The 19140-nt window shown below is 69.5% G+C and carries 10 protein-coding genes; 1 reads left to right on the top strand and 9 read right to left on the bottom strand.

Annotated features, from left to right (window positions below; translation table 11 throughout):
* Nucleotides 1–30 precede the first annotated feature (30 nt).
* The 6 genes from ACFYXE_RS09810 to ACFYXE_RS09785 all read right to left on the bottom strand — a co-directional run bounded on the left by ACFYXE_RS09810 (nt 31) and on the right by ACFYXE_RS09785 (nt 7365).
* The gene (locus tag ACFYXE_RS09810; protein WP_389310762.1) at nt 31–351 is read right to left on the bottom strand and encodes a FeoC-like transcriptional regulator; all 321 of its coding nucleotides are present in this window, start codon (nt 349–351) and stop codon (nt 31–33) included.
* Nucleotides 348–2327 (bottom strand): ferrous iron transport protein B, encoded by a 1980-nt coding sequence (gene feoB / locus ACFYXE_RS09805; RefSeq protein WP_389310760.1) that lies wholly within the window; start codon nt 2325–2327, stop codon nt 348–350. Before feoB ends, ACFYXE_RS09810 begins: the two co-directional genes overlap by 4 nt.
* Nucleotides 2320–2547, bottom strand: coding sequence for a ferrous iron transport protein A (locus ACFYXE_RS09800; RefSeq protein WP_389310758.1), 228 nt, complete (start codon nt 2545–2547; stop codon nt 2320–2322). The genes feoB and ACFYXE_RS09800 overlap by 8 nt, the downstream gene beginning before the upstream one ends.
* 209 nt (nt 2548–2756) lie before the next feature.
* On the bottom strand, nt 2757–3242 hold the full coding sequence (locus ACFYXE_RS09795; protein WP_389310756.1) for a hypothetical protein: 486 nt from the start codon (nt 3240–3242) through the stop codon (nt 2757–2759).
* A 170-nt stretch (nt 3243–3412) separates the two neighbouring features.
* Nucleotides 3413–5254, bottom strand: a complete 1842-nt coding sequence (locus tag ACFYXE_RS09790; RefSeq protein WP_389310754.1) for an RICIN domain-containing protein — start codon at nt 5252–5254, stop codon at nt 3413–3415.
* Nucleotides 5255–5310: 56 nt separating this feature from the next.
* On the bottom strand, nt 5311–7365 hold the full coding sequence (locus tag ACFYXE_RS09785; RefSeq protein ID WP_389310752.1) for a hypothetical protein: 2055 nt from the start codon (nt 7363–7365) through the stop codon (nt 5311–5313).
* Nucleotides 7366–7683: 318 nt separating this feature from the next.
* Between ACFYXE_RS09785 and ACFYXE_RS09780 the strand changes: the two genes are divergently transcribed.
* Nucleotides 7684–8985 carry an ROK family protein gene (locus ACFYXE_RS09780; protein WP_389310750.1) on the top strand — a complete coding sequence of 434 codons (1302 nt, stop codon included), beginning with the start codon at nt 7684–7686 and terminating at the stop codon, nt 8983–8985.
* A 299-nt stretch (nt 8986–9284) separates the two neighbouring features.
* On the opposite strand, the gene ACFYXE_RS09775 is transcribed toward ACFYXE_RS09780, so the two are convergent.
* The 3 genes from ACFYXE_RS09775 to ACFYXE_RS09765 all read right to left on the bottom strand — a co-directional run bounded on the left by ACFYXE_RS09775 (nt 9285) and on the right by ACFYXE_RS09765 (nt 19129).
* Nucleotides 9285–9536 (bottom strand): hypothetical protein, encoded by a 252-nt coding sequence (locus tag ACFYXE_RS09775; RefSeq protein ID WP_389310748.1) that lies wholly within the window; start codon nt 9534–9536, stop codon nt 9285–9287.
* 331 nt (nt 9537–9867) lie between these two features.
* Nucleotides 9868–10398 (bottom strand): VOC family protein, encoded by a 531-nt coding sequence (locus ACFYXE_RS09770; RefSeq protein WP_389310746.1) that lies wholly within the window; start codon nt 10396–10398, stop codon nt 9868–9870.
* Between the two features lie 1759 nt (nt 10399–12157).
* Nucleotides 12158–19129, bottom strand: coding sequence for a polymorphic toxin-type HINT domain-containing protein (locus ACFYXE_RS09765; protein WP_389310744.1), 6972 nt, complete (start codon nt 19127–19129; stop codon nt 12158–12160).
* Nucleotides 19130–19140: the final 11 nt, after the last annotated feature.

Genomic DNA, 19140 nt, shown 5'->3' with positions numbered 1-19140 from the left:
TGCCGCCGTCGGCGGGGCATCGGCGGGCGTTCAGGCGTTCCGTGCCGCCGGGTCGGGCGGCGGCTGCGGCGGTCGCACCGCTCGGATCGTGAACAGCAGGGGTTCGGGGCGCGAGGCCGGGCCGCCTGCCCGCGCGACGCCGCAGGCGCGCGCCAGTGCGCAGCCCCCGCAGCCGGCCGGCGGGCAGCCCCCCGCTACCTCCTCGCGGGCCAGTTCGCCGCGCGCCACCCAGTAGTCGACCAGGGCGACCGCCTCGTCGCGGGCGACGCCCACGCGCCGGGCGATGTCGTCGAGGCGTACGCCGCCCCGCGCGTCGCGGACCTCCGCGAGGAGCTGTCGCAGGGGGCTCACCACAGCAGGCTCCCGACCTGGAAGACCGCGACCGCCAGCAGCCAGGCGACGGCCAGTTGGAGCGCGGTCGACAGCAGGGTCATCCGGGGTCCCATCTCCCGCCACTGCGTGGCGACGGTGGCCATGCAGGGGGTGTAGGCCAGCAGGAACACCATGAAGGCGAGGACGGCGGGCAGCGGATGGCCCCCGGAGGTCTCGTCGAAGGTGGCGCGCAGGCGTGTGCCGAGCGAACCCGCGTGGTGCGGGTCGTCGGGTGCGTCGGCGCTGTAGGTCTGCGCGATGGTCGCCACCACCGCCTCCTTGGCCACGAACCCGGTGCCGAGCGCGGCCGCCGCGTGCCAGTCGTCGAAGCCCGCGGGCGCGAATGCCGGTGCGACGGACCTGGACGCCGCCCCGAAGACGCTGTGCTCGATGGGCGCCTTGCCGAACTCCGTGCCGGCGGCCGCGCCGAAGGGGATGGCCGACAGGAGCCACACGGCCGTGACGGTCGCGACGATGATGCCGCTCGCGGTCCTGAGGAACCCGGCGAGTTTGCCCCAGGTCTGCGCCCCCACCACGCGGAACGTCGGCAGGCGGTAGGGCGGCAGCTCCAGGACGAGCGCCTCGGCCGCCAGGTCGCGGAAGAGGGTGCGGCGCAGCAGCAGGCCTACGCTGACGACCAGCAGCACGGACAGGACGTACAGGGCGAAGACCACGGTTCCGGCGGAGCTGCCGAAGAAGACGCTCGCGAGCAGGACGTACACCGTCAGACGCGCGCTGCACGAGACGTAGGGGACGATCATGCCGACGAGCAGCCGCTGGCGGGCGTTGCCGAGGATGCGCAGGCCCGCGAGGGCGGGGACGTTGCAGCCGAAGCCTACGATGATCGGCAGGAACGCGCGTCCCGGCAGGCCGAGGCGGCGCATCAGGCTGTCGACGACGAACGCGGCGCGCGCCATGTAGCCGGAGTCCTCCAGGACGGCGAGCAGCACGAACATGATGACCATCAGGGGGACGAAGGACAGCAACTGCCCCACTCCGGCGATCAGTCCGTCCACGACGAGGCCGGACAGCCAGTCCGGTGCGTGCGCCGCGTCGAGCCCGTGCCCCGCCGCCGTGGCGACCGGGCCGTCGAAGAATCCGCCGAGGCCGTCCTGGAGCGGCTTGGCCAGGGTGGTGGTGGCGGTGAACACCAGCCACATCACGGCGAGGAAGCAGGGGATGCCGAACAGGCGCGAGGTCAGGACCCGGTCCGCCCGGTCGGAGAACGTCGGGCGGTCGGCGGGCGGGTCGGTGCGCACCGCGGCCAGGATGTCGTGCGCCCAGGCGTAGCGGGCCTCGGCGAGGAGCAGGTCCGGGTCGTCGTCCGGTCCGCCGCGCGCCGGGGTGAGGAGCAGGGCCGGGCGGGACCGGTGCGCGGAGAGTTCGTCGCGTACGGCGTCGGCGAGCGCGGCCAGGCCCTGGCGTCTGCGCGGCACGACGGGGACCACGGGGACGCCCAGGCGGGCGGCGAGGGCCGGGACGTCGATGCCGATGCCGCGCGCGGCGGCGATGTCGGTCATGGTGAGGGCGACGACGCAGGGCAGGCCGGTGGCGAGGATCTCGGCGAGGAGGTAGAGGTTGCGGGCGAGGTTGGCCGCGTCGGCGATGACGACCACGAGGTCGGGGCGGCCCGGCTCGTCGGGGTCGGTGAGCAGGTCGCGGGTGAGCTCCTCGTCCGGGGAGCGGGGCACCAGACTGTAGGTGCCGGGCAGGTCGGTGAGCTCCCAGCGGTCCGCCGTGCCGCCGGGGTGCCAGCTGCCGCGGGCGACGTGGACGGTCTTGCCGGGCCAGTTGCCGACGTGCTGGCGGGCGCCGGTCAGGGCGTTGAAGAGTGTCGACTTGCCGACGTTGGGGTTGCCGGCGAGCACCACCCGGGGTGTGCCCGCAGCCGCCCCGTGCCGCCGTTCCGCGGGATGCGCGTCGGCGCAGCACGACTTCACGGAGAGCTCAGGCATGGCACGCGGCCACTTCGATCCGCAGCGCGGTGGCGTCGTCCAGCGCGATCCGTGCGTCCCCGAGGGCGACCAGGATCCCCCCGGTGGCGCCGCGGCCCACCACGCGCATCCGTGCCCCGCGGACGAATCCGAGCTCGGCGAGGCGCAGTCGGTCCCCGGGCGGAACGGCCAGCCGGTCCACCCGCACGGGACGACCCGATCGACAACCGTGCAAGGTCATGGGAAGAGCCTCCTCGGGAAGGGTCGGTGGACCGCTTCGAGCCACCACGAGGAGCCTAAGTTAGGCAAACCTTCCTTTGCTTCGATTCACCCTCGTGAATCGTCAAATGCCGGTAATGCCTGGGTCGCCCACCCCGAAAAGGGGACCTAGGTCCCTCCTTCGCGAGGGCCTACGCCTCTTCGTGTGCCGGTGCGAACGGCCGTCCGCGGTCAGTCCGGCGGGTCCACGCGCCGACGCCCGTACGATGCCCAGTCCTCCGGCGGGTACGTGGCCCGGGGCGCGGCGAACGCCACTTCGACGGCGAGGGCGACGTCCCCGGCGAAGAAGTCGCCGAGGTCACGGACCAGCTCCATCGCCCGCACGGTGTCCGCGCCGAGCGGGCGCGCCATGCGGTCGAGGCCGGAGGGGACGCCGACGGGCCTCATGCGCGCCATCCTCACCGCGTGGTCGGCCCGCTCGTCCAGGCCGAGCGACACGTAACCGACGCCCAGGGCCACGTACCGCAGCGCGTCGCCGACGCCCCGGGACAGGTCCCTGATCCCGAGCAGGGTCTGGCGGGCGCCGCCCGCCTCGCAGTCCCCGTACGGCGTCTCCCCGTAGTGCCGCTCCAGGCGTGCGCGCTCGCTCTCCAGGAGGGCCAGCGCCGCGCTCAGCGCACGGCCGACGCGGCCGAGTTCACCCAGGTCATGCAGCATCCGCCCGTTTCCCTCCCGCCGGCCCTACCGGCCCACCGGCCCAGAGGCTTCCCGCTCCGCCCCGCGCGAACCGGTGCGGCGCGCACGGGGCGGAAAAGGACCGCAAAGGGGCGAGTCCGCTCACCTCACCGGCTTGTCACCGGCTTGTCAGGGGAGCTTTCACCGGCTTGTCAACGGCTCGTCACCGGCTTGAGGGTGAGCGTCTGCTCGGCCGCGGTCCGCGCGCCGCCGACGCCGCCGCCCGTGGTGTCGGTCCAGGCGCGGGTCGGCGTGGTCTCGGCCGCCCGCCCGGTCACGCCGGACAGGGCGACGACCAGTCCGCTGTAGCGGTTGACCAGGCGCACGGTGCCCGTGGCCCGGCCCCGGGTGTCCTTGCCGGGCACGACGAACCACTGCTGGCCGACGGTGGGACCGGCCCGGCGGGCCGTCGTCACGGTCGGCTTGGCGGCCCAGGCCCGGCCCGCGTCTGCGGTGGAGTCGACGCCGAGAAGTCCGCCGGTGGCGGCGTTCGCGATGCGGTACGAGCCGTCGGCGTTGGAGGTGAACACCCAGCGCCCGCGCGGGGAGTTCTCGCCCGCGGGCCGCGAGGTCGTGCCGCTGCCGCCGTCCGCTTGGACGAGGACGCGCCGCGCGCCGCTGCTGATTGTGTAGGCGGTGCCGGACGCGACGGGGGCGGCGGGGCTGCCGGTCTCGATGGTGGTGTCGTAGTACTCGCCGTCGGCGCCGCCCGAGCAGGAGAACGAGCAGTAGCTGCGGAACTTCTTGCCGACGATGGTGGAGCCGGTCTTGTTCACCGAGTCCAGCATCCAGCGGTACCAGGATCCGGAGCGGTAGTTCCCGGTGTCGCCGATCAGCTCCCACTTCTGGGTGGAGAGGTCGTCGGCGGCGTAGAAGCGCTGCGGCTGGGTGCTGTCCTGGACCAGGGCCTCGGGCTGGCCGATGTACTTGCCCAGGTAGGCGTCGTAGGAGATGTTCATGGTCAACAGGTCCGACTTGGCGGGCAGTTCACCGGCGGCCTGCTGTTCCTGCACGGAGCCGTCGTTGGCCGGGTCGTAGTCGTGCTCCACGGGGGTGTAGCCGGTGGAGTTGTCGGCGTCGACCGGTTCCATGTTGCTCTCCAGGCCGCCGATGCCGGGCTGCGACCAGGCGCCGTCGTACCACTTCTTCCAGGAGCCGGGCGCCAGCTTGCCGGACATGGGGGCGCGGGCCACATGGGCCCTGCTGCCGTCCGTCCATGCGCCGGGGACACCGCCCTTGGGGATGACGCGGGAGTTGTAGTAGACGTAGAAGTACCCGGACGCGGTGTCCACGAACAGGCGGGCGTCGCCGTTGCCGTAGTGGTAGGTGTCGTGCGGGAACGCCTTGTCGTCGCCCCGCTCCGTGCTGTACGGCGAGGTGAGGACGTGGTCCTTGATGTCCCAGGTCCTGCCCTGGTCCTTGGAGACGGCGTAGTCGATCGCGTCGTAGTGCAGCCCGTCACCGAAGGGCTGCGGGGTGAACTCGTTGTGGACCAGGCCGTACCAGTGCCCGGTGTCGGGGTCGACCCATACGCCCATCAGGTCGCAGTAGTTCTTCTGCGCGTAGTGCGAGGTGTCCGCGGCCGGGGTGGCCTCACGGCCGGTGGGGCTGTTGTTGCACCGCCACGTGGTGTCGTTGTTGCGGTCCTTGGAGTTGGCCGGGTTCACCGCATCGCTCAGCTTGGCGTCACGGGTGGCGCCGTCGAAGTCCTTGCCCGTGTAGAACGTCCACTTCCGCGGGTCCGCGGCCCCGTACAGCGCGTGCGCCGACTGGTAGTGGAACGAGCCGTCCTTGTCGATGTAGGTCGCGGCGGGCGTGTCGTCGGGGTGGGTCCACGCGCCCTTCTGGCCCACGACGACCTGGTACGCGGAGGCGTCGGGGGCCGCGGGTGCGGGGGCCGCCGCGCCGAACAGGACGGCGGCGCCCGCCGTGAGTGCGGCGAGCGTGCGCGCTCGGGGACGGCGTGCGGTACGTGCTCTGGAACGGAGTGGCACAGGTACTCCTCTCGGGTCCGGACACCCCGCGGGCGGCGCGCCCGCGCGGCGGTGGTTCACCATGCGAAGACCGCCCAGCCGCGGTGCGGCAACGGCGTCTCGAGCTCCAGGACGGTTCCGTCCCTGCCGGGAACCGGCGCGGCGGGCGCGACGGTGGCGCGCGTCGGCTCCGCGAGCGGCGCGAGCAGCGTGGCCCGTACGTCGTGACCGGTTCCCGGCAGGTGGATACGGGGGTGCGCGGGGTCGGCGCTGCCGTTGGCCACCGCGAGCCGGTGGCCGTGCGCGGTGCGTGTGGCGTACGGGATCAGGTGCGGGTCGCCGTCGACCAGCGGGAGCCGGGGACGCTCGCCCTCCAGGAAGCGGACCGTGCGGTGGACCAGGTCGCGGCCGTCGTCGCTGCGGGCCAGGTCGGCCGGTGCCGTCGCGGGCAGCACCGCGACACGCCCGCCCAGGGCGTTGGCGAAGTGGGTGCGGCCCGCGCCCCAGGGGCGGCCGTCGGGCGTCCGGATCCGGCTGAGGACGTGCGCGCCGGCCAGCGGTACGACCCGGGCCAGGGCCGGTTGCACGTCGACGCTCAGGAGGGCGCCGTCCTCCGCCCCGTCCGCGCCCGTGACCTCCTCGACCGCGTACGGGCCGGGGAGCGCGGGGTCCTCGCGGCCGACCACCTCGTCCACCCGGGCGCCGACGAGGGCGGCGAACCCGCGTCGGGTCAGCGCGTGCGCGGCCACACCGTCCAGGAGCAGACCGCCCCGCAGCAGGGCGCGGACCGCCGCGTCGTCGAAGGCGTGCACCAGATCGCCGAACAGGGCCTGGACGGGGGCCTGTCGCGCGGTCACCGGAACACCGTGGCCGAGCAGGAAGTCCGCGGTCCGCGCGGGGTCGGCCACCAGGTCCCGCAGGCTTCCGTCGGCCGGCAGGCGCGCGGCGGTGTCCTGCCGCCAGGGCAGTCCGACGCCCAGCGGCACCTCGTCGTCATCGCGGTGCGCGGCGACCCAGTCGAGCGCGGGCCGGGAGCGCCGGAGCAGCCGGTCGACGCGCGGGAAGCGTCCGGCGTGCTCGGCGTGGGTGGGGTGGAGGTTCAGGAGGAGCGCGTCGGCACCCGAGAGCTGGGCGGTGACCATCTCCGACCAGGTCTGGGTGTCCGACTTGGACCAGGTGGTGTGCGGCCAGTTCTCGATCTCCGGCTCGCAGGCCACGTGGTCCGGGCGGAGCGGACGCTGCGCCTCCAGGGACCAGAGCGCCGAGGCGAGACCGCGGGCCGGGGTGTCGGAGTACGGCGCGAAGTGCGGCCGGTGCGTCACCCGGCGCCCCACGGTCAGCGCGCCGAACAGGTCGCCCCAGGCGCGCCCCTCCACGGAGTGCATCGCGGGCAGTGAACTCATCAGTCCCAGCTGGGAACGGCCGCCGGAACGCCGGCCCACGACCTCGGCCAGGCCTTCCGCGACCTCGAACTGGGCCGTGCGCCACACCTGTTGCAGCAGCGCCCGCCAGGGGTGCGGCGGCCCGGGGGCGGTGACGGCCCTGACCACCTCCTCCCGGCCGACCGGCTCACCGGCGAGCGCGGCAAGCCGGTCCAGCATGAGCGGTTCGAAGCCGCCGCCCCAGTCGAGCGGGACGTGGTTGTGGAAGCGGAAGTCGTCCTCCACCCACAGCACCCGGAAGCCGAGTTCGGCGAAGAGTCCGTAGTGCGCGTACAGCCAGCGCCGCCACACCGGGCAGGCGAACGACGCCTGGGCGGCGGCGTGCTGCCCGGTGGGCGAGACCATGGGCGCGAAGCCGAGCGTGCCGATACGCCCCCGGTCCGCGTGGCCGACGGTGACCCAGGGGTTGAGGCTGACGCCCACCCCGGCGGCGTCCAGCACCTCCTTGGCCTGGCTCACGGCCTCCCACCAGCGTGCCTCGTCCGCGCCCGCGAGGTGACCGGTGTACAGCTGCTCCGCCCCGACGAGCAGCACCACTTCCTCGACGCCGTTCTCACCGCACGCCTTGGCCAGCGCACGCGCACGGTCGGCGAGGTCGGGGCCGGGGCGGAGCTGGAACCGCAGGTGGTAGCGCGCCCGTCGGGCGGGCGGCCTTGCCGCCGTCGGGGCGTGTCCCGTACTGCTGTCCATCGGTCTGCGGCCCCCTCGCCGAACGTATGACGTTCCCTCATCCGGAATTAGTTCGGCTAGGATCCAAAATAAAGAGGGACCCGTCAACAGGTGCACGACAAGTGATTCCGGAACGGGGGTCCGCCCGCCCCTCCCCCGGCCCCCCGTCACCGCGTACTTTGGCGGGCACGCCGACGACAGATGATCGGTCGGCGCGCGAGGCATAGACGGATGACCAGTCGGCGCGCGACGCACAGACGGACGATCGGTCGGCGCACAACGCAAAGACAGACGATCAGTCGGCGCACAACGCACGGCACGGACCAAGGAGTGGCCCCGGTGAAGGCAGACCTACGCGGCGCAGGCGTACGCGACTTGGGCCGGGCCGGGCCGCCGCGGGCCGGCGACCGCGCCTCGCTGCGCCGCTCCAACCTCAGCCTGGTGCTGCGGCTGCTGCGCGACGCCGGACCGCGGCCCCGCACACAGATCGCCGCCGAGACCGGCCTGCCCAAGGCCACCATCACCAACCTGGTCGCGGAGCTGATGGAGAGCGGCCTGGTGCGCGAGGGCGAGACCGAACGGCACGGCTCCGTCGGCCGGCCCGGCCGTACCGTGGAGATCGACGGCCGTTCCGTGTGCGGCATCGGCGTCGAGATCAACGTCGCCTACCTGAGCCTGGTCGCCCTCGACCTGCGCGGCGAGGTCGTCACCCGGCACCGCACCCCGCTGGACACCCGCGGCAGCGACCCGGCCGCCGTCCTCGACCGGATGGCGCGGGCCATCGGTGAGACGCGGACCGCCCTGCGGGACCGGGGCGTGATCCCGGTGGCGGTGACCGTCGCCGCCCCCGGCGTGATCAAGGCCGGTACCGGCGTGGTGTCGTACGCGCCCAACATCGGCTGGCAGGACGTCGCCGTCACCGAGGGCCTGCGCACCCGGCTCGGTCCCGGGGCACCGCCGATCGACCTGGAGAACGACGCGAAGCTCGGCGCCATCGCCGAGTATCTCGTCGCCGCGTCGGCCGACATCCACGATCTGGTCTACGTGACCGGCGAGACCGGAGTCGGCGGCGGCATCATCTCCGACGGGCGGCTGCTGCAGGGCTCGGCCGGATTCGCCGGGGAGATCGGCCACATGCCCCTGGACCCGCAAGGGTCGCCGTGCGTCTGCGGCCGGGTGGGCTGCTGGGAGACCATGGTCGGCCTCACCGCCCTGCTCCGCGGGGCCGCAGGGCCGGACGACCCCGTCCGCGACCCCACCGTCGACCTGGAGCAGCGGCTGACGGAGCTGCGCCGCCGTGCCGACGCGGGCGACGCCCCGACCCTCGCCGCGCTGGCCCGGATCGCCGACGGCCTGGCCCTGGGGGTGGCCCTGCTGGCCGACGTGCTCAACCCTCGGGCGGTGGTCCTCGGCGGCTACTTCACGCACTTCGGCGACCATCTGATCGACCGGGTCCGTGCCGGGTTCGCCGCCCGGGTCATGGCGCCCGAGGCCGGCGGCTGCGAGGTCGTGCTGTCGTCCCTCGGCTTCAGCGCGGCGGCCCGCGGCGGCGCGTGCCTGGCCCTCGACCGGGTCTACCAGGACCCGATCGGGACGGCCGCCCGCACGGCGGCTGCCGTGGAGGGGGGCTGGGGGGCGTAGCGGAGAGCGGGCGTGCGTCACGGAGGGCGGGCGTGCGTCGCGGAGGGCGGGCGTGCGTCGCGGAGGGCGGAAAGAACTGACGATCCGTCCGGGAAGGAGGGCGACTCCCGCACAACACGGCGGGGCGCTCGCCGGGGCATACCCCCCTGTGAGCCGAGCTTCCGCCCCGACTCCCGGCCGCCACGGCCCTGGGCTCCGGACGGCGACCAAGCGGGCGGGCGAGGGAGCCTTACCCGGACCACGAAACCCGGACCGCGACGTCTTGCGCCGTGCGCGGGCACCTTGGGCACGCCGATCTGTCACTGACCTCGGCGCGGCACGGTGTGCGCATCCGCCCAGGGATGAACATCATCCGGTTCCACCAGCCCTGGTGCCGCCCTTCGAGTGGACCAGCACTGGTGCCGCCCTTCGAGCGGATCGGTCAGCAGGCGCGGCGCATCGGTGAAGTGCCGCTTGCCAGCGTTGTCCTCCCCCACTATGACCGTGACGCCCGGGCCAAGCGGAACAGCCATGTTCCCATCCGCCTGCTGCTCCGCGGTCTCTTCGTCCATGACATGCACTCGTTGACCCAGTTGGGGCACTTGCTCGCGCCCTATCAGTGGGCCTGACTTGCCGTTGATGGCGCCGTCTACCACCTTGCACTTCTTGATATTGCGCTTGCCCAAAAAGTGCCGCCAGCCCAGTTCACTGACGTGCCGCCGCGCGCGGGCACTTGCTGTATCTCCTCGCTACTTCGGCTTCCTGCGCAACGTGGGCGATCGAGGAGTGCGTGAAGCTCCGGCGAGAGGGCCACGGCGGGCCATCGATTGTTCGGAGCCGTGGAGCAGCGGGTCCGCGACGTTTCCGTGGCGACTGCGGGGCGGGCCTGTCCGGCGGCGAGGGTCAGCGCCAGTGGTTGTTGCTGGTGTGGTCGCCGGCGAGCCAGCGCGCGAGGTCGGTGTGTGCCGTGGCGCGCCGTTCGGCGTCGATCTTTTCCACCTCGGGGTGGTCGACGGCGAATTCCAGGATGAGCCCGTTGGGGTCCGTGACGTACAGCGAGACACAGAAGCCGTGGTCGAGTACGTGAGCGTTCGCATCGGCGTAGCCGGCCGAGTCGACGCGCTTGATTATGGCTTCCTGGGTCTCTGCCTCGACCTTGAAGGCGATGTGCCGCAGAGGTGTGACATTGAGGTCCGTCTTGAATTCCTCCTGGTCCTTGGGATCGGCGAACTGGAAGAAGGCGAGTGCGCTGCCGTCGGCCATGCCGTAGAGGGCGTGGCTGTAGGCGCGTTCGACCCCGGAGAGCACCTCGCGTTCGGTCCAGGTGGCCACCAGGGGCAGGCCGATGACGTCCTCGTAGAAGTGCCGGTTGGCCTCCTGGTCGTCGGTGATCCATGCGTGGTGGTGCAGGCGGAGCGGCAGGGTCTGGCTCATGTGGGGTCATCTCCGTTGATCGGCTGGGGTGTTGAACCGGAGACCGGGGCGGTCTCCTTCGCTCCAATCAGCATGCCCCTTGCATCAATTGAGCGTTAAATCACAATGAGTCATTGTTCGCACGCTGACGTGTCGGCCTCCTGGCGACTGGACCGGGCTGGAGGGTGGGCGGCGCTAGCGCCGGTCAGGGCGGCACGCCGGGGGCACGGTGGCGCCGGGGCGGGTCCTCCATGCGGTGCGGTCAGGGATCCAGGGCACGAGGGCTTCGGTCGGGGGTGATACGGCCCTGCCCTACGCCGATTGCACGGCTCGGACTCGAGCGTGGCCGGCGCCGGCCCGTTGCGCGGGTGGCGGCTGAAAATAGTTGAACGTTAATCAATATGAGGCGTCATTCTGCCGGAAGGCCTGGGGTCGCCCTCCTGCCGGGCGGTCAGACCTCCAGAGCGGAGGCAGGGGCTCCAGACTGCGACGGGCGGTCGCTGCTGTAGCCATGCCTCTCATCGACGTGGTGCTGGCGGAGGATCCTGCAGCCGGCCATATCGCGGTGCCCTGCCTCCGGGCGCGGCCGTCCAGCAGCCAGTTGACCGCCTCCGCGCGCGGGTGACCCGGACCGCGCCTTGTTGGGTGACCTCCAGCTGCCGGTCGGCACCCAGCATTTCTGTCACGGTCGTCGCCGCCACAGAGGTTGCCGGACAGCGTTGCCTGCTTTTCGCACCCTCGTGTCACATTTCCAGCTGGTGCAGGCGGCCCGCCCTGCTGACCGTGCGCTCTCCGCACGAGCGGAGGCGGACCGTAGCGCCAATGGTCCACCGGGTCGACGATCCGCGGGGCCGACATGCGCGGAGAGCACAGAACACCGACCGTCGCCCGCGGGCACCGGCTCCACGCCCTGTTCGAAGTGACGCTCCACCCCGACTCCGCAAAGGCGAACTCCTCAGCCTCCGCGGAAGACCCCGAGGTCGACTGGGATACGACCTCCGTCCGCCGCACCTTGCAGCGCACGAGGTTAGGCGAACTCACCCCGCTGGCCGCGAAAACGCACGCCCCCGAGCGCCGCATCGCCCTCCCCGCCCGCTGCCTCCAGTCGCGGAAGCCCCACAGCGAGCAGCAGCGAACGTGAGACCGCAGGCACGGCGCGGTAGGACGGCGAGCACGTGTTCACCACTACGCAGGGCGGTGCGATCAACCCGACCCACCTCACCCGCACCACCCACCGCAGCCGTCGTCCGCTGACGTTGCCGTCACCGTTGCCGTCAAACGACTCAAGTGCCCCACTGATGTGAATCAGCGGGGCACTTGTTGTCGAATTCAGCGAACTACCGAAACGCCTCTTGCTCGTGCTGGCGAATACGAATCATATTCGCCACGAATCACCCATCGAGAGACTTTGACGAGTCATCAAATTCCTGACTCCAAGACCTCTCTAGACTCGCCTTCGCCACTCTCGCTGCAGCCCGAAGCTCTCGCCATTCGACCGCTTCTTCGAGCGCAACCTCAGTCCAAATCGACTCGGACCCCGCACTTACAGAATCTGCGCGTCCATCGACCGACTGAAGCAGGAGATATTCCTCACGACTCAGCGAACGATCGCCCACTCTGGCGCGAGCCACATGCAGCACGTCGTCGAACTGAAGCAAGATCTCATCTGCTCCCACCCCTGACGCCTGCAAATATGCAACTTGACGATCGGGTTCTGCACTGAGCAGGTCCAACACAGCGAGACTCCACCGCCGAAAGTCGGTCAACTTTCGCTGCTCGGTCATCGGATGATCCCTCCTAGGTCTCCTTCAGGACCCACGACTCTCCAGTAGGCACCATCACCATGATGGCCACCGCCGGGATTCCATCTGAGCATCCGCCCTGTCGGATCTCCTCGACCCGTGTATTCGCGAATCACCCATCCACCTCCAGCATTCTTGCCGCGCCCCAACCCTTCTTCACGCCATCCCGACTTACCCGCAAAGAACGGCTTAACCTGATCGGGTGTTACGCCACCCCTGAGGCCAGACGGCGTATCGAAGATGTCATCTGCAGAGCGAATACCGGGAAGTTGACCTGCCTCCTCCGCGAGCTGCCTACGAAGTTTTTCTCCATTCGCAGCACTCGTAGGGCAATTACTGTTGTGAACGAGGACTGGCGTCTGCCCCGCCAGCACATAGTACGTGTGCAGGCCCGTGACCGTGAGGTTGTAGGTCCGCGCGTGCTTGGTGAAGGGGTGGTTGCCTGTGACGATGACGGTGTCTCCGTCATCGGTGAGCAGTGTCATGCCCTGCTTCAAGGCGCGAGCTTCGACCCAGTCGTCTTCGGAAGGCGACCAGAACGGGTGCTCGTGTGTGGCGGTCAGCTTCTCGATGCCATCGTCTGTGGCAATGGAGAGCGTGTTGAAGTGTTTATCGTTTTCCGTGACGATGAGGCGTGTTACTTCGCGCGGCCCTGTTTTCCCGGTCGTCGGGTCGGTGGCCGTCACCTTGTCGCCGAGTTCGACATCCTCGATGTTCTTCGTGGTGTCGTCGGCCATGAGGACTTCGGTGCCTGCGAGGAAGCACTTGTTGCAGTCTGCGGGGATCCCCTTCTTCGCCTTGGCTGCCCCTTCCCCTGCCTCGTCACCGTGTTTCAGGGCTTTCCGGGCCAGCTTCAGCCCCTTGAGGACCTTCCCCCAGGGCAAGTCCATTGCCGCACTTCCGCAATCGGCGCTACGCCCCTTGTGGCCCCAACAGCTCTTCCACGCCTTGAAGTCGGGAAGAATCAGATCGAACAAGACCACTTCCGAGACATTGCCCAACCAGCTGTTCCTGTCCGATGGCCCCGAGTACGGCTGGTACTGCCGGGCACATACGTTTCCGGAGACCGGGAGGCACTGCGGCCTGATGCTGGGCTGCGCGGTGTGACCGGAGCTGCTGGTATGTGCCGTGCCCCCGCCTTTACCTCTGCCTCCGCCGCCTGAATACCCGTTGCCACCATTTGGCTTGTGGCCGTCGTTACCGTCCTTGGGGCAGTCCGGGTCGATCCCTCCGCAGTTCAGTCCGAGGCCGCTGGGGTCGGAGTTGCTCAACGGGTTTTGGGCTGCGTAACTGTATCCGTTGAGGGACTGGGGGATCTCGGTTTGCAGGAGGGGGTCGACGCTGATGAACTGCCCGATGCCCGGATCGTATTCGCGGGCACCTATGTGAGTCAGGCCTGTGACGGTGTCCGCAGGCTTTCCGAGAAACGATTTGTCGTCGGGCCAGTTGGTGCCCTTCTGGCCACGGGGGGCGCCGAAGGGGGTGGTGTGGCGCTTTGTGCCGGCGTAGGTCGTGGCGTCCATGGCAAGGCTTGCGGTGCCATGGTGATCGGCGGCCAGGAAGTTGAGCTTTGTTCCTGAGGTTCCGACTGTCGTCGTGCGGACGGCGATGGTCTGGCCGTTGGCCGTGTAGTAGCGGGTGCCGGAGAGGGACCTGGCCGTGCCCTTCGCCGTGAGGCGGACCTCTGTGGCGCCGAGGTAGAGGACGGTGTCGCCGTCGCCCTTCGCCCGGCGGATGAGGAGTTCACCGCCGGCGTCGTAGAGGTAGTCCGTCTGGGCCGGACCCTCGGTGGTGCGGGCGAGCTTTCCTTCCGCATTCCAGGTGAGGGTCTGCTGGGCTGTTCCGTTGGGGCGGGAAGTGGTGTTGCCCGTCTTGTCGTAAGTGTAGTTCTGGGTTTTGCCGTTGGTCTCGGTCTTGGCCAGGGGGTGGGGCTGGTTTATGGGGGTTCGGTAGGTGTAGTCGGTGGTCTTGTCCCCGGCCCCGGCGTGCTGAGTTTCGGTTTTGCGCTGGCCGGACCGGTTGTAGGTGTAGCTGGTCCAGTACGGGGCCGCGCCGTCGATGTTGCTGGTTGTGCGACCTGTGGCCGCGCAGTCGGCGGACTTAGGCGTCCAGGCCTCGGTCAGGCGACGGTGACCGTCATAGGCGAAGCACTGGTAGTCGGGCTTGGCGGTGCCGCCCTGGGTGGTGGCGTCGAAGATCGAGGTGACGTTACCGGCATCATCCTGGGTGAACTTCAGCTCCTGCGGCATGTAGCCGTGGACGTCGTCGGTGACGTAGGAGCGGGTCAGGCGGCGAGTGCCGGGCTCGTAGTCGTAGTTGTGGTAGGCCTTCTTGTCGGAGCTGGCGTCGCTCATGCCCAGGGTGTGCTGTCGCAGGTCACCCTGCGGGGAGAACACGGCGTTGAGGAGGTAGCCGTTGGTGCCGACCGATTTGGTCTGCTGGCCGGTGGCGTTATAGGTGTAGCCGACCGTTTCGGAGGCCAGACCCGCCACCGCGGGCTGGGAGGCCTGGCTGATGGTGCCGTCGAGGCGGTAACCGGTCGTGAAGGAGAAGGACTTGGGCACGCCTGCCTTCACCAGCGGATCGTCGTCGGGCAGTGTCAGCCGGCTGCCCATGACCTGGTACAGGCTGTCGTGCTTGGTGACCTCTTGGGTGTAGGCCTTGCCCGTGGTGCCGCCGTCGTAGCGCACGGCCGTGTCCTGCTGGCCCTTGGCGAGGGAGTCGAAGGTCCAGGCGGCGAGCTTGTTGGCGTTGGTCTTGTCGGTCTGCCACAGCCCGGTCTTGCGGTTCAGGTCGTCGTAGCCGCTGAGGAGCTTGTTCTTCTCCTCATCCGTGGTGGTGACGGGCCGGTCGAGGCTGTCGTAGGTGGTGCTGCTCGTGCCCTTGTCCGGGTCGGCGGCGGCGACCTGGCGGCCGAAGAGGTCGTAGGTGTAGGACCACTTCGCCTCGTCGGGGCCCGTGATGGTCTTCTGCTGGCCGGCCGGGGTGTAGGTGTAGTCGGTGGTGGTGAAGTCGGTGCCGGTCGGCTGTGGACCACCGTACTCTCGACGCTGCGTCACCTGACCGAGGGCGTTCGTGACCTCTGCGGTGGCCTGCCCTCCAGAGGGGGCACTGGTCGCGACCGTTTCACCGGTATAGGTGGTGTTGGTCGTCCAGCGGGTGACGCCATAGTTCTTGGTCACCGCCTTCGTAGCGCGTCCCGCGCCGTCGTAGGTGGTGTCGGTCTGCAAGGGGGCCTGGCTGCCCTCGGTCTCCACGGCTTCGGAGGAAGGGGCCGACTCTTCGTCCCAGATGTCGCCCTGGGCACTGACCGCCAGACCGCGGTCGTCGTAGAGAGTCAGCGAGACCAGTCGCCCGCCGACCGGAGTCGGTGTCTGGGTCTGCCGCGCCCGCAGAAGGGAGTCGTAGAACTCGTAGGCCGTGTCGTAGCCGGAGCCGTCGCCTTTGAGGGTGCCCGTGGACACCCAGGAGAGGTCCTTACCGGTGACCTTGTAGTCGTAGACGTAGTTGGGCGTCTTCTCCAGCACTCTGAGGCGGTTCGGCAGCCAGACCTTGGTGACGCGGCCCAGGCTGTCGTATTCGGTCTCGGTGATCTTTTCGTTGGGGTCGGTGACCTTCACCGGTGCCCCGGTGGCGAAGTCGACTTCCGTGGTGGCTTTGTGCCCCTTGGTGTTGGTGACACTGCTGGAGGTGAGCGGACCCGCGGCGGTGGGCGTGTAGGTCGTGGTCGAGACCGTGAGGTCGTTGGCGTCCTTCACCACCAGGGGGCGGCCCAGGCCGTCGTAGGTGGTGGTGGCCGTCTTCTGCCAGGTGGGGTTGTAGCTGGCCGTATAGCCCTTGGCGCGACCGGTCCAGGTGGCGTCGCCCTTGGTCGGCTTTTGGGAGGGTGACCAGGTGGTGGCCTGCGGGTTGTCGTACACGGTGGACGTGTCGGCGATCACGTCGCCGGGTTTGTCGGAGTCGGCCGGCAGGTCCATGTTCGCGCCGGTGACACCGCATGTCTTGGCGACGGTACGGGTCCGGGAGACCAGCGAGTTGATGCTGACATCTTTGTCGTCGTTGCGGGCGTACCAGGTGCGGGTGCAGGTCTCATCGCCCGTGTGGGCGTCATCACCGCGATCCTCGACGGCTTCGGCCATACCGTAGTCGTCGTAGGTAGTTGTGGTGGTGCGGGTGCGGTCACGGGGTGTCGCTGTCGTGGTGACATTGGTGCGTGTGTGGTCGGCGGCGGTGCGGACGTAGTAGGCCTCAGTTTCGGCGTACGACTTGTGCTGGGTCGCCGTCTTCTTGGACCAGGGGTCGTAGATGGTGCCGGAGACCTCGGCGTCGCCGTTGTAGGTGACGCTCTCACGGGTGAACCCCGCGTACTGGTCGGAGTCGGTGATCTCGTCGGCCTTGATGCCGGTCACCTTGACGCTCTTGCGCTTGTCCCGGTCGACGGTCTTGCCGTCCGGATCCAGGACGCGGTCACCGTGCATTCCGCGCAGATAGACGCTGGTCTCCTTGAGCTGCGCGCTGTCCTTGTCGCCGGTGAGGTGGGTGACTTTGCCGTAGCCGCGCCAGATCGACCAAGTCCGCTCCTTGTCGGGCGTCATGGGGTCGTCGTTGTAGTGCCAGGCTCCGCCGCCGGAGTACTGGTAGGAGTGTTGGACGGCTTCCGACCCTCCGCGCGGGTCGGTGGTGGACACCGCGGTGACCGGGTACTTCTGGAACCAGTCCAGGGACGGGGTCTTCTCGCCGTTGGGCGACCAGTAAACCGGGTAGCAGCGCTTGGTGTTGGTGTCCGGTTTGGGCATGGTCTGCCCATAGACGCAGTCGGCCTCGGCATAGGAGACCAGCGTCTGCGCGCCGGCTTCGGAGGTGATGGAGCGCAGGCGGGGCTTGTCGAGCGAGATGATGTCGTCGGACGGGCCGTCGACCCGGTTGGGCAGGGAGACGTGGCCGAACTGCACAGGGTCGAGCGCAAGGTCGGTGCCGTGCTTGCCCGTGTGCTGGAGCTCCTCCAGCCATAGGGACTGGTCATGTGAGTCGCCGGTGTCGCCCGGGTCCAGGTATCGCTGCTTGAGGGACCAGGTGTCCACGTAGTAATAGGCGGGCGTCGCGGCGGCGGCGTTGTAGGCGTAGGTGGTGATGCCGGTCATGCGCTTGCGGGAGAAGAAGGCCGGGCCGACATTGCCGGTGCATTTGTCGCCGTCCTTGCAGACGGCGTCGAAGGGTACGTCGGGCCAGTTGTTCTGGGTGTCCTCGGTCAGGGAGTCGCAGCCGGTACCGGCTGCTTCGCAGCGTTCGGCGTAGGTGAAGCTGACCTTGTTGGAATAGGCAGGCTTGGCCGAGAACAGGGAATCGGCGCGCTGGCCGTAGCGGATCTGCTTGAGGTATCCGCCGCGGGTGTAGTCGGTGCCTGTGGTGTCGTCGCCGAGTTTGTCGTAGTTGTTGTGCTCGGCTTCGTACCAGTAGGTCATGGCGTTGGAGTGGGTGTCCTCGACCAGGTCGAGGTTCCAGCGCCAGGCCTGCTTCTGGTCACGGCCCGAGAAGCTGGTGCCACCCTCGTAGCCGGGCTCGCCCTTGTCGTCACCGAAGACCGGGACGGTCCACACCGATTCGGTGCGCTCGTCGGCGCCCGCGCCTTCCAGTTTGTTCAGCCCGAAGGTGTACGTGGTGCCGTCACCGGTGGTGAGAGTCCAGTACTCGCCCTCGTACGCGCCGTTGTCGGCGCCCTCGTGACGGGTGACGGTGGAGGCGTCGTCGTTCTTCAGACGCCACGTGCCACTGACGTCGTCCTTGACCAGTTCGGTGGTCTTGCCGTTGAGGACGAGGGAGGCGTTGTCGTACTTCCAGCACAGGTCGTACTTGTCGTCCTGGCCGTCATCGTCGCAGGAGCCGTACTTGCGCTCGATGTAGGACGACGTGAGGTCGAAGCCTTCGCCGATCGCGGTGCCTTGGTTGTTGGTGTTGGCGGTGCGGCCGTCGACGCTGCCGGAGTCGTAGGAGATCGCCAGGTCCGGGCCGGGGCCCGCCGCGGCGGGCGGTGTGCGCAGGGGGTAGGACCAGGTGAAGGAGCCCGAGGAGCCGCCTGCCTCCCACGTGGAGGAGGCCGCCAGTGGGGTGGCCTTGTAGTCGCCGGAGCCGGATTGCGTGCCGGCGGCCAGGGCGAGCACCATCGTGTTGCCCTTGCCCACCGAGCTCTTGCCTGCGGCGGGGAATGCCAGATCTGCGGTGAGCTTCTGGTCCTTGCGGTGGTTGGTGGAGGGCAGTGGCGTGCGGATGCGGCAGTCGGCCTTGGCCGGCTCGGCGAGAGCGCAGGAGGGCAGCCGCTGGAGCTCCAGACGGCCCGCCCAGTCACCGCCGTACGCGGCGGCGAAGGCCTTGTAGCTGAGCCCCAGCTCGGCCGTTGCCCCGCCCTCGGGCCCGGTGACGGTGAGCGCGACGCCCTTGACGCCGAGCTTCTTGGTCTCCTTCTGGTTCAGGACTGTGACGTGGAACGTGCCCGCGGCGGCTGTCGCCTTCTTCTTGCGCTTCTCGCGCTTGTCATGCGGTTTCTGCGGTATCGCAAGAGTCAGGGGCAGCGAGCCGGGGTGTGCGTGCTTCTCGCCGCTTGCGGGCAAGGACAGCGTCGTCTGTCCGCTGCTGGGCCAGGTGACGGTGCGGCGTTGGTCGGCGCGGGCGCGTCGGGCCGCTGCCCGGTCCGCTGCGGCGGCCTTTTCCACGGCCGCTGCGGTCTTCTTGTTGACCTCGGCCGTGAACGGGGTGACCTCGGCCGCGCGGGGTGCGTCCAGCCTCGGCCTGCCCAACGGGTCGGTGTCCCCGGCGAACGCGACGGGAGTGAGCAGGCCCGGCAGCAGAGCGAACCCGGTCAGTGAAGCGATTCGCCGTCTTCGGACGCGTGTGCGGCTTGGCGAGGGTCTCTCCATACGACCCGTCCGAAGCAGGCCGAAGGCAGGCAGGTTCATTACACATCTCC

The sequence above is a fragment of the Streptomyces sp. NPDC002564 genome (assembly GCF_042889645.1).
Classification (GTDB): Bacteria; Actinomycetota; Actinomycetes; order Streptomycetales; family Streptomycetaceae; genus Streptomyces.
This window is presented reverse-complemented; position numbering and strand designations above follow the sequence as displayed.

Excerpts from the sequence above, each read along its gene's own strand:
- feoB (WP_389310760.1), bottom strand. The coding sequence starts at position 2,327 with ATGCCTGAGCTCTCCGTGAAGTCGTGCTGCGCCGACGCGCATCCCGCG.
- ACFYXE_RS09770 (WP_389310746.1), bottom strand. The coding sequence starts at position 10,398 with ATGAGCCAGACCCTGCCGCTCCGCCTGCACCACCACGCATGGATCACC.
- ACFYXE_RS09795 (WP_389310756.1), bottom strand. The coding sequence starts at position 3,242 with ATGCTGCATGACCTGGGTGAACTCGGCCGCGTCGGCCGTGCGCTGAGC.
- ACFYXE_RS09785 (WP_389310752.1), bottom strand. The coding sequence starts at position 7,365 with ATGGACAGCAGTACGGGACACGCCCCGACGGCGGCAAGGCCGCCCGCC.
- ACFYXE_RS09800 (WP_389310758.1), bottom strand. The coding sequence starts at position 2,547 with ATGACCTTGCACGGTTGTCGATCGGGTCGTCCCGTGCGGGTGGACCGG.
- ACFYXE_RS09775 (WP_389310748.1), bottom strand. The coding sequence starts at position 9,536 with ATGGACGAAGAGACCGCGGAGCAGCAGGCGGATGGGAACATGGCTGTT.
- ACFYXE_RS09765 (WP_389310744.1), bottom strand. The coding sequence starts at position 19,129 with ATGAACCTGCCTGCCTTCGGCCTGCTTCGGACGGGTCGTATGGAGAGA.